Origin of the sequence: Crystallibacter permensis (assembly GCF_025960875.1) — a bacterium.
In the GTDB taxonomy this organism is placed as follows: Bacteria; Actinomycetota; Actinomycetes; order Actinomycetales; family Micrococcaceae; genus Crystallibacter; species Crystallibacter permensis.
The window spans coordinates 21,552-35,254 of the sequence record NZ_JAODLR010000012.1 but is presented as its reverse complement, the minus strand read 5'-3'; the positions used below and the strand labels follow the sequence as shown (position 1 = coordinate 35,254).

Here is a 13,703-nt window from a genome sequence, read left to right as displayed (position 1 = left end):
GATCAGTTATGCCCGATCGCCTGATGCTCCTTGACACTGCGTCACTGTACTTCCGCGCCTTCTACGGCATGCCCGACACGATCCAGCGGGCTGACGGCACGCCGGTTAACGCTGTGCGCGGCCTGCTGGACATGATCGCGTGGCTGACCATCGACTACAACGCCACGCATCTGATCGCATGTTGGGACGACGACTGGCGTCCGCAGTGGCGGGTCGACCTCCTCCCCACCTACAAAGCGCATCGGGTCGCAGAGGTGGTAGCGGACGCTCCCGACGTGGAGGTGGTGCCGCCCGGGCTCGAGGCGCAGATTCCGATGATCCGACGGGTGCTCGAGCTCGCCGGAATCGCCGTCGTCGGGGCGCCCGAACACGAGGCCGACGACGTCATCGGCACCTACGCCAGCCACGCCAACCTTCCAGTCGATGTGGTCACCGGCGACCGCGATCTCTTCCAGGTTGTCGACGACGCCCGCCAAGTGCGGGTGATCTACACCGCGCGCGGCATGAAGAACCTTGAAGTCCTGACAGACGCTGTGGTCGTCGGCAAATACCGTGTGCTGCCCGAGCAGTATGCCGACTACGCGCTCCTCCGCGGCGACGCCTCCGATGGACTCCCGGGGGTCGCCGGCATCGGTGAGAAGACTGCCGCGTCGCTGCTCGGAGAGCACGGCTCCCTCGACGGGCTGCTAGCGGCGGCGGACGCGGGAAGCGGAGTGTCCGCATCCGTACGGTCGAAGCTCACCGCGGCCGCAGACTACCTGAAGGTCGCACCCGCCGTCGTGAACGTCGTACGCGACCTCAAACTGCCGAGTCTCGAGGAAGCCGGCGCTCAGCTCCATCCCGTCGACGGCGATCCACGTGCCGAACTTGAGCGCCTGGCCACCGACTGGAATCTCGGCGGCTCCATGAAGCGGTTCCTCGCGGCCCTCGACCACCATCAGTGAGGAGCGGTTTCGCCGTCTGCCCTACACGCAACCAGGCAGGTTCTTGTGTAGTTCGGTTGCCGCCGGTCTTAGACGAGGTGCTGTCGTGTTCCGTTCAGTTCCGAAGCCGGCGCTGAAAAGAGTGCGGACACATGGTCCGCCAGCTCGCTCACGTCGGTGTATCCGGGGAACGCCCGGTGGGGCGCTTCGGTCCGCATCGTTTCATCGACCAAGGCCTTGACCACGAAGATGGCCGCTGCCGAGGACTGCTCCTTCGGCTCCGTCTTGTGGCCCGACTGGGCTCTGCGGAAGCCATCCGCCATGCCCAGAACCCAGGCTTCGGAAGCAGCTTTGATCGCGGAGTAGGCGGCCCCCGAGGCAGTCGGCTGGGAAGCGGCGACAGCCGAGACAATAGCCATTCGGCCGGAGGGTGACGCTTCCAGATCCGGGTAGAAGGTACGTGACGTGTTGCGCAGCGTGGTCAGGACGCTCGTGTGCAGGACGTCCCAGTCCTCATCCTTCTGTCCGGGAATACCGTCGCCGCCACGCCAGCCACCAACCAGATGGATCAGCCCGTCCACCGGTCCAAGGTCGGCACGTATGGAGTCCGCGAGATTGCCGACGGCGGATAGGTCGGCCAGGTTGCAGACATAGGGCGCTACTTCGTCGTGGGTTTCGGCCAGTGATTCGACGCCGACGGGGTCGAGATCGACCGCAGCGACGCGCGCGCCGATACCCACGAGGGCTTCAACGACTGCCCGGCCTGCCGCACTGGTGGAACCGGCGACGACGACGTTCAGCGGGTGCGCTGCTGAACGGGCGTTCATGCGGCTGCCCCGACATCTTCGCCGAGGTCCGAGGTTCCGGTGATCCCGGAAGTCGATTCGATAACCGGCCGGATTTTCTTTTCCAGCGCTTCGTAGAACATCGAGTAGGGAAACTCATCGTCCAGGACCAAGTCGGTGAGTCCGCGTGGGGGCCCGGCGAGCGGGAGCGCATCCGGTCCCTTCGCCCATGTGGAGGCAGGGTGAGGGGTGACCGTTGCGGAAATGAGTTCATAGGCGGCGAGCCAGTGCGCGGTCTTGGGACGGTCAATGGAGCGCCAGTACAACTCCTCGATTTCCTGTCCCAGCGCAACCACGACGTCAGCGACGTTGTCCCAGTCGATGGTCAGCTTTGAATCGGTCCAATGGAGCACACGGTGCTGGTGCATCCACGCAAACAACAGCTGGCCGCCGAGGCCGTCGTAGTTCCGTACGCGGGGCCCGGTCATCGCGAAGCGGAAGATCCTGTCGAAGATGACGGCGTACTGGACGAGCTTGGCATACTTGCGCGCTTCCGGGGACGACTCCTTGTCCTTTTCGATTTTGACCGATTCTCGGAAGGCGGTGAGATCGCAGCGCAGTTCTTCAAGCGTGTACAGGAAGAAGGGCATCCGCTGCTTGATCATGAAGGGATCAAAGGGAAGGTCTCCGCGCATGTGGGTCCTGTCATGAATCAGATCCCACATGACAAACGTCGACTGCGTAAGCTGCTGATCCTCCAGAAGAGCGGCAGCATCTTCGGGCAGGTCCAGCCGGGTGGTCGTGGCGGCGGCACGCAGAACGCGCCTAAAACGTGCGGCTTCCCTGTCCGCGAAAATTGCTCCCCAATTGAACTGGGGGGTCTCCCGTACCGCGACGGATTCCGGGAACAGTACCGCAGAATTCGTATCGTAGCCAGGTGTGAAGTCGATGAACCGGACGGGCAGGAAGAGCGGGTTTGAGTAGTCCCCGGCTTCGAGTTCAGCAATGAAGTCGGGCCAGATGACCTCGATCAGCACAGCTTCCACGAACCTGTTGGTGCTGCCGTTCTGGGTATACATCGGAAAGACGACGAGGTGGCGGAGACCATCGGCACGGTGGAGTTGCGGTTGGAAGGCCTGCAGAGCCTCCAGAAAGTCAGGGACTGCAAATTCTGATACTTCCCACGCTGTGAAGGCTTTCTGAAGACAGTCAAGATACTCCGCGTCGTGAGGGAAAAGGGGCGCGAGGTCGGCGACGGATTCGCGGATTATGGTCGCCAGCTTGGAGGCGGTGGCAAGATCTCCGGGCTCCGGCACGGAACCGTCTCGAGCTTGAATGAGCTGAAGCTCCGTGGCGGCGTTCTTCAAGGCCGTCCAAGCCGGATGGGACTGCATCTGATTATCCGAGAGCGTCTCTGGGGTGCGCTGGGTAGCCGTAGGCATAAATAGTCAGTCCTTTCGAACAGAAGCAGGTGAAGCACAACGATATGGAGCCTAGACCAGACATAGAGAGACTTATGTCAAAACAGGTGGAGCATTAGCAGTTTGATTGCTCGAGCTGTGGCTGAGGCTTGGAACACACAGGGGTTCGTGTTCTCGGATTCACTTTCCCCAGTCGACGTCCTTCAGGTTTGCATCGTGGGCTTCCTCGGTTTGTTCCCCGGTCGCCACGGGTCCCGTCACGCCCCCACCGCCATATGGCGGTCAAGGAAAGGCTGGCCGATCAGACCGCATACACCGGCCGCTGTGCAGCAGTGAACTCGGCCGCGGTGGTACGTAGCCGGAGGGGCAGCTTCTCGATCTGGCGCGCACCCGGCAAGATGCCTGCAATCAGTGCCTTACGGACGTTTCCCACCGCCACCGGGCCAGCGGGCCAAGCGTCGAAATAGGACCATCGACGAAGCGTAATGCCGTGTCCGACCGGCAGATCCCTGCCTGAAGTTCCGTACGGATTGCTTAGCGGCCGCCCCAAACGGCTGGGATAGGCGGGAACCCCTTATCCCAGAGATGCAACCCGGAGCCGTCAGCCGGCACCAGGCAAGACTCTCAGGCAACTGCTGCGCCTGCCGCAGGCGGAACTCACTTGGCGCAAGCGTGCGTTCTAGCAGATCACCAAGAGCCACTTACCTGTTTACCCGTGTAAATTAGTAAGTCTTATGCTGCTCACACATATTTGATGCGCAACGGTAAGACTTCACCGGCCCTGCTGTGCAACATCCGCTAGGCAAAAGAACTCTTTCCTTTTGCGTGTTAGCTTGATCACTCTTCTTCCCGGCCAGGCCCGCCGGAAGATCCAATCCAACGCAGCTACTTTCCCGGAGGCAACATGGGACTCAGCTCCCCCTCGCTTACAGATGATCGGATGGTCGCGCCCGGCCACCCCGCCGATCTGCCCCAATCGACGGAAACGCACCACCTAATGATGATCGCTGCGGGTGGCGTTATCGGCTCAGGATTATTCCGCAGCTCGGGATACATCATGGCGGACAGCCAGATCGCATTGATGCCCCTTGGTGGTATTGCATGACGCTCATGAAGGGAACTTCCGCAGAAATCGAACCAAATGCGATGGCGCAACCTGGATCCTCTACGGCGACAGGGGCAGACCACACCTCCAACGACACGGCCAACGAACTCAAGCGCGGGTTAAGCAGCCGTCACCTGCAGATGATCGCCATAGGCGGTGCGATCGGTACAGGGCTGTTCGTGGCCTCGGGCGGCACTATTTCCCAGGCGGGCCCGGGTGGCGCGCTAGCCGCCTACGCGCTGGTCGGGCTGATGGTGTTCCTGCTTATGCAGTCGCTGGGTGAAATGTCCGCCAAGATTCCGGTGGCTGGCTCCTTCCAAACCTTTGCCACCCGGTTTGTCTCCCCCTCCTTCGGGTTCGCGATCGGCTGGAACTACTGGTTCAACTGGGCCATCACGGTAGCCGCCGAGCTGGTCGCGGCCGGAATCATCATGGACTTCTGGTTCCCGGGTATCCCCGGCTGGGTATGGGCCGGGATCTTCCTGCTGGTACTGACCGGGCTCAACGCCCTCTCGGCCAAGTCCTTCGGTGAGTCGGAGTTCTGGCTCTCCCTGATCAAGGTCTCGGCAGTGGTGCTCTTCCTGATCGCCGGCGTGCTGATGATCTTCGGCATCCTCGGGGACAACTCCCCTGGCCTCAGCAATTGGGAAAACCGCGATGAAGTGTTCCACGGCGGTTGGGTCTCGATCATCTCGGTGTTCATGATTGCCGGGTTCTCCTTCCAAGGCACCGAGCTAGTGGGTGTGGCCGCAGGCGAAGCCAAGAACCCGCGCCGCGAAGTGCCTAAGGCCATCCGCACGGTCTTCTGGCGCATCATGCTCTTCTACATCGGTGCCATCTTCATCATCGGCTGCCTGATCCCGTTCACAGACCCGAGCCTGCTGGCCTCCGGCGAGGCCGATGTTGCAGTATCCCCGTTCACTCTGGTCTTCTCACGCGCCGGGATCGCGTTCGCAGCCGCCCTGATGAACGCGGTGATCCTGACCGCCATCCTCTCAGCGGGCAACTCCGGACTCTATGCATCCACCCGCATGCTTTACGCCATGGCCCATGATGGCATGGCCCCGAAAATCTTCGGCCGCACCAATACGCGCGGCGTGCCGATCCCGGCGCTGCTGGCCACCGCGGCCGTGGGACTCTTCGGCTTCGTATCCGCGATCGTCGGCCAGGGCTCGGCCTACTCCTGGCTGCTGAACATGTCGGGCCTGTGCGGCTTCATCGTCTGGGCGGGGATCGCAATCTCCCACTACCGCTTCAGGCGAGGCTTCCTGGCACAGGGCAACAAGGTCAGCGACCTGCCGTACAAGGCCTCCCTGTTCCCGATCGGCCCACTGCTGGCCTTCGCCCTGCTGATTCTAGTGATCGCGGGACAGAACTACGAGGCTGTGCTTGCCGGACGGGGCCCGGAAGTGCTCTCCTCGTACATTGGGTTGCCGGTCTTCATCGTCCTATGGCTGGCCCACCGCTTCATCACCAAGTCCAAGCTGGTGCCGCTGCACGAAATGGATCTCTCGGCACCGGAAGACCTCGAGGGTGAACCTGCCGGCGGCACCCGGTGACCCCGCTGCTGCCGCGTACCACGACGAGTCACAGCATCACGCAGGTTTCCCCGGCCCTGGACAAATGCCAACTAGATGAGTAAGTCCTAATAACGCTCAAGGATGAAACAGACCCCCGGCAGCTGGCCGGGGGTCTGTTAATCACTGGTGGAGGATGTTAGACCCTTGGTGTGAAAGCGTTCTCCGGGGCGCTGGCGTAGGCAACCGAGAGCCGACGATACGACCGCGTGAGCAAGGCCGCGAGCCCCAGCACGATCGATGCGATCCCGGACACCAGGAACACCAGCGCAATCCCGCGGGCGTCCCCCTCCCCCAGCAACCACCCCCAGGACTGCCTCCCGGGCTGTGAATTCATGTAGGGAATGATCCAGAACTCAGCCAACGGCGCGATCATGAACGCGGTGATCGGGGCGGCCGCCGCCTCAAACGTCATGGCGAACCCAAAGACCCTCCCCTGGGTCGCATACGGAACCACCTTCTGGATCACGGTCTGCTCCGCGGCCTCGACCGCCGGGATGATCATCATGAAGATCCAGATGCCTACCGCGTAGAGCCACCACCACTCGCGGATCGTGAACGTCGCGCCGAGTACGCCTGTGCAGGCTACCAGGATCAGCATGGTTCGGATCGGGTTCTTGCCCAGCCCGAACTTGGCCACCAGCCCGCCGCCGATCAGGAAACCGGTCGCCGTCACTCCCAGCACCACACCCCAGATCTCCACGGGGAAGATCGTCAGGCCGTACGGGTCCATGAGCGCCATGAACACCCCGCCCGTCAGGTTGTTGAATGTGGTGAACAGGATCAGCGCGAACAAACCCTGCGTCGCTCGGACCGCCGCGATGCCCGCGCGCAGCTCGGCGAAACTCTCGCGCTCCTGAGCACGCACGATCCTGGGTTCGGGAATCCTGAGGATAAGCAAGTGCACCAGCACCGCGCCACAGGCCACCAGCGCAATGATGATCGTCCCACCCATGCCCAGCATCCCGATCGCTAATCCGCTGAAGACGGAGGTGATCATGAACGCGAGCCCCTGCACGGTTCCGACCAGACCGTTGGCATTGGCCCGGCGCTCGGTCGGCACCAATAGCGTCACGGTGGTGGACAGGGCGATGTTGCGCAGCTGTTCAACCACCGCGCCGATGAGCACCACAAGGGCAAAGAGCCAGAACCAGATCCCGGTCAGGCTCAACAACGCGTCCTCCGGAATCAGCAGGAACATCAGTCCCGCCAGCCCAAAGCAGGCCACTGTGAACAGCGTCGAGCCCACCATCACCGCGTGCTTGCGGTAGCGATCCACCAGCACGCCGAAGAACAGGCCGAAGAACGCGACGAGCAGCATGTAGGCACCGCCGATGAGACCGGTGGCCAGCACGGAACGGGTTTCCAGGTACACCCAGAAGGTCAAAGCGAACCAGAGAAAGCTGGTGATCACGTTGGCAAGGGCCGTATTGACCAGCACATGCATAAACGTGCGGTGCCCCACTTCCGGTGGCGTCGCATTGGTAACGGCTTGCCTGTCCGCCGTTTCAAGGTCCGCGGAGGAGGGATCTTCCTGCGGCATGTTCCAAGCGTAGAACCGATGTAAGGCCGTTGAAAGAGCGACGACGGATATCCGTGGACCCTTGAGCCACCGCTCGACCCCGTTGTCCCACTGACGATGTGTTTAGCGAAGGTCGAGTCGCATGAGTACGCGGGGGAACCCGTTCAGGACCGAGTCGGTGTCGGCTGCTTTGGTGAACCCAGCTCGTTCGAAGAGCTTGCGTGTTCCCACGTATGCCATGGTGAGGTCCACCTTCTTGCCATCGTTGTCGACGGGATACCCCTCGATCGCAGGCGCCACATACTCACGTGCAAATTCGACGGCGCCCCTGAGCAGATGATGTGAGATGCCCTTGCCGCGATGCCCCGGCCGCACCCGGATGCACCACACCGACCACACATCGACGTCGTCCACCTGCGGAATCTTCCGGTTGCGGGCGAAACTGGTGTCCGCTCTCGGATGCACGGCGGCCCAGCCGACCACCTCGTCGCCGTCGTAAGCGAGCACCCCAGGCGGTGGATCCTGTCGACACAGACGCTCCACAAGCTGCCCCCGCTCTTGTCCTCGCAGCGCCAGATTGTCCTTGGACGGAATCCGATAGCTCAGGCACCAGCACACGTTCGCATCCGGCCGCTTAGGCCCGAGCACCGCCTTCACGTCGTCGAACGTCGTAGCCGCGCGCACCTCGATCGCCATACATACACGTTGGCACCACCGCCGGATCCTGACAATGGCCGTTGCAGGGCCGAGAATCGTGGCGTTTCTATCGGGTGCAGCCGGGGCGGCCCTGACTGGGTCACGGCGTGGTGATTGCCGCTGCTATTGCTTTCCCCAGCTCTTCGGTCGTGGAATTGCCGCCCATGTCGGGCGTGAGGACCTGGGCTCCGCCGGCCAGCACCGTTTCAATGGCCGTGGTGATGGAGGCTCCGGCTTCGGGTTCTCCGAGGTGGTCCAGCATCATGGCGGCGGCCCATATCTGGCCGATGGGATTGGCAATGCCTTTGCCTGCGATGTCGGGAGCGGATCCGTGGACGGGTTCGAAGAGGCTGGGGTAGTTCCGTTCCGGGTTGATGTTTGCGCTGGGTGCGATTCCGATGGTTCCGGTGCAGGCCGGTCCCAGATCGGAGAGGATGTCTCCGAAGAGGTTGCTGGCGACGACGACGTCGAACCAGTCCGGGTGCATGACGAAGTGCGCGGTCAGTATGTCGATGTGGTACTTGTCCACATCGACCTGGGGGTAGTCGGTGGCCATGGCTTCGACTCGTTCGTCCCAGTAGGGCATGGTGATGGAGATGCCGTTGCTCTTCGTGGCCGAGGTCAGATGCCGTTTTGGACGGCTCTGGGCGAGTTCGAAGGCGTATTTGAGTATGCGGTCGACACCGGTGCGGGTCATCACGGTTTCCTGCATCACGGTCTCGCGGTCGGTTCCTTCGAACAGCCTTCCGCCGATGCTGGAGTATTCGCCTTCGGTGTTTTCCCGTACGACGTAGAAGTCGACGTCGCCGGGCTCCCGGCCAGTGAGGGGGCTGAGCACCCCCGGCAGGAGTTTGACAGGTCGCAGGCTGACGTACTGGTCGAAGTGGCGGCGGAATTTCAGCAGGCTGCCCCAGAGCGAGATATGGTCGGGGACGACCTCGGGCCATCCGACGGCGCCGAAGAAGATGGCGTCGAAATGCTTCAGCTGGTCATACCAGCCGTCAGGGAGCATTTTGCCGTGGCGGGTGTAGTACGCCGCCGAGGCGAAGTCGAACTGCTCGTATTTGAGGTTGAGGTCGAAGGCTGAGGCTGCCGTGTCGAGGACACGCAGTCCTTCGGGCACGACTTCCGTGGCGATGCCGTCGCCTGGAATGACTGCGATGCTGTGGGTGTTGGACATCAGGTTCCGTTCGGTTTAGCGGTCGACCGGGTGTCCCGGTTCGCGGTTCGCGAGGACGTCAATGACGGCGTGGGCTGCTGCCATGCCCGCCCGGGTGCGTGCTTCGGCTGTCTGGCCTGCCAAGTGCGAGGTAATGATCAGGTTGTCCAGGTGCCGCAAAGGGCTGTCCTTGGGCAGGGGTTCGTTCTCAAGCACGTCGAGGGCAGCGCCGGCTATGGTGCCAGCGCGCAGAGCGTCGGCCAGGGCGTCCTCGTCCACGAGCGAGCCGCGGGCAGTATTGATCAGTACAGCGGAAGGTTTCATCCTCTGCAGCCGAGGGGCGTCGATGAGCTTTTGGCTGGTTTTGTCGGCCCGTGTATGCAGCGACAGGTAGTCAGCGCCCGCGATTACGGTGTCGAGATCAGCGAAGCGGACCGGTGTGTCCTCGGCGTCTGGGTGGGAGGTATGGACCATGACGGTCATGCCGAGGGCGAGGCCTAGTCTTGCTGTTGCACGGCCGCTGGGACCGTAGCCAACGATTCCCAAGGTTGATCTGTGCAGTTCGTGGCCGGCGTCGCGGGGCCATTGGCCCCGTCGCACTGCGTTTGTGACATCGGCGAGGCGGCGAGCCGCCATGATGATCAGGCCGACCGTCAGCTCGGCGACGGAGTGGTGGTTTGTCCCCGGAGCGTTGCAGACGCGGATGCCGAGGGCGGCGGCGGCAGGAACGTCAATGGAGTCGTAACCGACCCCGCTGCGGGCCAGGACCTTCAGACCGTGCGCTTCGGCGAGCATGTCGGCACTCACGGATTCGCTGGCTAGGATGGCACCGTCGATGCCGTTGAACAGAGTCTTCCGTTCCGCAGGCTCCCGCGCTCCGGTGTAGGGCGAGTAGACGGGTTCGTGCCCGTGCCGGCGCAAGAGTCTATCGACGTCATCGCCAGGGACAAGATAATCGGTCGTTATCAGGATTCGTCCCATGATCAGTGCTCTCCATCTATTGTGTTCGGTGTATAAGTCATTCTCACTGCGGTTTCATCGGCGGGGGAAGCTCGAGCGCGAGCATCTCAGCGGTCGGATTGTCGGCCTTATCCGACTGGTTCAACGCAGGCCTTACATTCGGTCCTGCTCCGTCTGCAACGGGCGGATCTGATCGTCCGTCTCGTCCACGCTCCGCGGACCTCGGCACCTAGGTAGGGCGCCGAGGTCGTGGGTGACCGGCTTTTACCACTCACGGGCGCAGCCATCGCATGGGGCTGACCATGTCCAGGGACGGAATGTTTTGGTCACTGGAAAGCCGGGGGTATTGACATGAGATCAATTCCCCACAGGTAGGGCAGTACAAAGAGCACCGCTGCCACGATGAGGAAAAGTGCGGCGATGTTCAGCCAGAATCCGGCTTTGACCATTTCCATGATCGTCACCTTCCCGGTTCCGAACAAGATGGCGTTCGGGGGTGTACCCACCGGAAGCATGAAAGCGCAGTTCGCGGCCATGGCGCAGGGCACCATCAAGGCGAGGGGGTGGACACCCAAAGCGATCGCGAAAGCTGCCATGACCGGGAGGATCATGGTCGCGGTCGCTGCGTTCGAGGTGATCTCGGTCAGGAACAGCACGAGCGCGGTGGCCAGGACGATGACGAGGATGACATTGACCGCGTCAAGGACACGCAGCTGCTCTCCGATCCATCCAGTCAGACCGGTGTCTACGAAACCCGCCGCAATGGCCAGGCCTCCGCCAAACAACAGGAGGATCCCCCACGGAATCTTCTTCGAGTCCTCCCACTGCATAATTCTTTTCTCGTCGGCACGGCGAGTTGGCAACGCGAACAAAACCACGGTCGCCATGATCGCAATTACTCCGTCGCTGATGCCTGGGAGGACATCTTCCCAGATAAAGGACCGGGTAACCCACATGAAGGCGACGCCCAGGAAAACCATAAGCACGGCCTTCTCCTCATGGGACATTCCTCCGAGGGCTTTCTTCTCACTTCGGATGAGTTCAGCACCGCCGGGAAGGTGCTTGAGCCGCACCTTGAACGAGACGTGCGTCAGGTAGAACCAGGTGAAGGAGAGAAGGATGACGACGATGGGAACCCCGAACATCATCCATCGGCCGAAGGAGATGGTCTCACCGAAGAGCTCCCCGACGGTCGCGGCGAGAATCGCCAGAGGCGGTGTGCCTATGAGGGTGCCGAGACCGCCGATAGTCGCCGCGTAGGCGATTCCGAAGACGACGGACTTCTCGAATTTCGGCAGTTCTGCTTCATGCTCCCCACCTCGCAGCGATTGGGCAGCCTGATACACCACGGCGAGGCCGACGGGAATCATCATCATCGTGGCCGCTGTATTGGAGACCCACATCGACAGGAAGGCTGTAGCGACCATGAATCCGAGGACGATGCGCCGCGGACTCGTCCCGATCGCCGAGACGATCGAGAGTGCGATGCGCTGGTGGAGATTCCATTTCTCCATCGCGATCGCCAGCGAGAAGCCTCCGATGAACAAGAAAATGATGTCGTTGCCGTACGAGGAGACGACGATATCGCCCTCCAGCGCGCCGGTCAGCGGCATGAGCACGACGGGAAGCAAGGATGTCACCGGGATCGGTATCGCCTCCGTGATCCACCAGGTGGCGACCCACAGGGTAATGGCGAAGACTGCCTGCCCTTCCGGAGAGAGTCCCTCCGGGTTAAAGAACAGCATTGCCGCCACGAACAGTGTCGGGCCGAGGATCAGGCCTGTGATGCGGGCGGGGGTGTAGCCAGGTCCGGGGTTTCTGGAGCCCTCCGGTAATCCGGGGCCCTTCTGCGCAACCCGGACCGTCGTAGAGCCGGACTCCTTGTCCTGGTCGGTGGTCGTCGGGTTTCGCCCCGAGGACTGCCTGATTCTCGATAACGTCAGGAGACTCTTTGTCTCTCGGTGCGATGTCCACAGATTTCCCCAAAGGGAATGCAGGGCAGATGTTGCCATGGCAGTACTTTCTTGGGTTGTTTGCTCAGCACGGTCGACTGCAGAAACTCGGTGTGGATGTCATTTACGGGTCGACATCGGGCGGAAACCACCAGGGGGTCTACGGACACTCTGCAGGAGGAATAAAGCCGACAATCTCGGTGGTGGGACTTGAGCCCCTTGGCGGCCGCCATTCAGAGGACGCTTCCTTGCGCCATTCCGGGGGTCGCGTGATGGTGTGGAGATCGGCAGTTCCCGCACCCGCGATCGAAGCGGGACCTGCCGGTCTCCAGGGATCAGTTATGCAACGCGAGCAGGGCCTTGTAGAACTCGGCCTTGCCTTCCAGACCAATACCGGGCAGATCGCCGGGGGCGACGCGGCTGTTGGTGATGACTGCATCGTCGGTGAAGCCGCCCGTGGGCTGGAACTCCCCCGGGTAGGATTCGTTGCCGCCGAGCTTAAGTGCAGCGGCGATGTGCAGCGAGAACTGGTGCCCGCCGTGCGGGATGCAGCGCCGGGAGGACCAGCCGTGCTGGGCGAGCATGTCCAGGACCCGACGGTACTCCGTCAGCCCGTAGCTCAAGGCAGGGTCAACCTGGATGAAATCGCGGTCCGGACGCATGCCGCCGTGGCGGATCAGGTTCCGGGCGTCCTGCAGCGAGAACAGGTTCTCGCCGGTCGCAATCGGGTTCCTGTAGTGCTCCGAAAGGGTGGCGTTGAGGGCGTAGTCCAGCGGGTCGCCGACTTCCTCGTACCAAAACAGTCCGTATTGATCGATCGCCTTGCCATATTCGATGGCCGTCTGCAGATCGAACTTGCCGTTGACGTCCACCATCAGGCGGGATCCGTCGCCGCCGAGCACGTCAAGTACGGCTTCGATGCGTGTGAGGTCGTCGGCCAGGTCCGTTCCGCCGATCTTCATTTTGACGACCTCGTAGCCCGCGTCGAGGAAGCCAAGCATTTCGGCCTGCAGATCTGCCAGGGTCTTGCCCGGTGCGTAATAGCCTCCGGCGGCGTACACAAAGACGTCCTTGTCGGGATTGCCGTCACCATAGTGATCGGAAATCCAGCGGTACAGCGGAACGCCGGCGATCTTGGCTGCCAGATCGTGCAGGGCCATGTCCACGACGCCGACGGCGACAGAACGCTCCCCGTGGCCGCCGGGCTTTTCATTGCGCATCATAATGTCCCACGCCTTCTCGGGCGAAAGTCCGCCATCCTCATCCAGTAGATCCTCGGAAGGGGTATCCAGCAGCCGCGGCAGCATCCGCTCGTTCATGATGGCCGTTGCGTTGTACCGGCCGTTGGAGTTGAACCCGTAGCCGACCAGGGGTTTGCCGTCGACGAACACGTCGCTGACCAGCGCCAGGATTGTGCAGTCCATTTTGCTGAAATCGATGTAGGCGTTGCGCATAGTCGAGCTGATCGGGATGGTGCCGGCGTGGGCGGAAACAATCTTCATGGTCCTCTTTCCTCTGTTCTTACATCTTATAAGCGTCTTATAAGATATTTGGAGACTATACTGTGAGTGATACGGAGCACAACCCCTCCGGATGAAGAAAT

10 protein-coding genes are annotated in these 13,703 nt (G+C 61.9%); 2 read left to right on the top strand and 8 right to left on the bottom strand.

The window, feature by feature from the left end; all coding sequences use genetic code 11:
- Positions 1-8: 8 nt before the first annotated feature.
- On the top strand, positions 9-944 hold the full coding sequence (locus B0G38_RS14170; protein WP_264670005.1) for a 5'-3' exonuclease: 936 nt from the start codon (positions 9-11) through the stop codon (positions 942-944).
- A 68-nt stretch (positions 945-1,012) separates the two neighbouring features.
- On the opposite strand, the gene B0G38_RS14165 is transcribed toward B0G38_RS14170, so the two are convergent.
- A complete protein-coding gene (locus B0G38_RS14165) occupies positions 1,013-1,750 on the bottom strand; it encodes an SDR family oxidoreductase (protein ID WP_264670004.1) in 738 nt (245 codons plus the stop codon).
- Positions 1,747-3,102 (bottom strand): DUF6421 family protein, encoded by a 1,356-nt coding sequence (locus tag B0G38_RS14160; protein WP_264670092.1) that lies wholly within the window; start codon positions 3,100-3,102, stop codon positions 1,747-1,749. Before B0G38_RS14160 ends, B0G38_RS14165 begins: the two co-directional genes overlap by 4 nt.
- Before the next feature lie 1,128 nt (positions 3,103-4,230).
- On the opposite strand from B0G38_RS14160, the gene B0G38_RS14155 reads away from it, so the two are divergent.
- Complete coding sequence (locus tag B0G38_RS14155; protein WP_264670003.1) at positions 4,231-5,793, top strand: amino acid permease; 1,563 nt, start codon at positions 4,231-4,233, stop codon at positions 5,791-5,793.
- A 157-nt stretch (positions 5,794-5,950) separates the two neighbouring features.
- On the opposite strand, the gene B0G38_RS14150 is transcribed toward B0G38_RS14155, so the two are convergent.
- From B0G38_RS14150 to B0G38_RS14125, 6 genes are all read right to left on the bottom strand, one after another.
- A complete protein-coding gene (locus B0G38_RS14150) occupies positions 5,951-7,354 on the bottom strand; it encodes an MFS transporter (RefSeq protein ID WP_264670002.1) in 1,404 nt (467 codons plus the stop codon).
- Between the two features lie 102 nt (positions 7,355-7,456).
- Positions 7,457-8,029, bottom strand: a complete 573-nt coding sequence (locus B0G38_RS14145) for a GNAT family N-acetyltransferase (RefSeq protein WP_264670001.1) — start codon at positions 8,027-8,029, stop codon at positions 7,457-7,459.
- A 100-nt stretch (positions 8,030-8,129) separates the two neighbouring features.
- Positions 8,130-9,209: a tartrate dehydrogenase gene (locus tag B0G38_RS14140; protein ID WP_264670000.1), complete on the bottom strand. Its 1,080-nt coding sequence runs from the start codon at positions 9,207-9,209 to the stop codon at positions 8,130-8,132.
- A 15-nt stretch (positions 9,210-9,224) separates the two neighbouring features.
- Entirely contained in the window at positions 9,225-10,169 is a 945-nt protein-coding gene (locus tag B0G38_RS14135) for a phosphoglycerate dehydrogenase (RefSeq protein ID WP_264669999.1), read from the bottom strand.
- 305 nt (positions 10,170-10,474) lie between these two features.
- Complete coding sequence (locus tag B0G38_RS14130) at positions 10,475-12,160, bottom strand: SLC13 family permease (protein ID WP_264669998.1); 1,686 nt, start codon at positions 12,158-12,160, stop codon at positions 10,475-10,477.
- A 275-nt stretch (positions 12,161-12,435) separates the two neighbouring features.
- Positions 12,436-13,602 (bottom strand): mandelate racemase/muconate lactonizing enzyme family protein, encoded by a 1,167-nt coding sequence (locus tag B0G38_RS14125; protein ID WP_264669997.1) that lies wholly within the window; start codon positions 13,600-13,602, stop codon positions 12,436-12,438.
- Between the last annotated feature and the right edge of the window lie 101 nt (positions 13,603-13,703).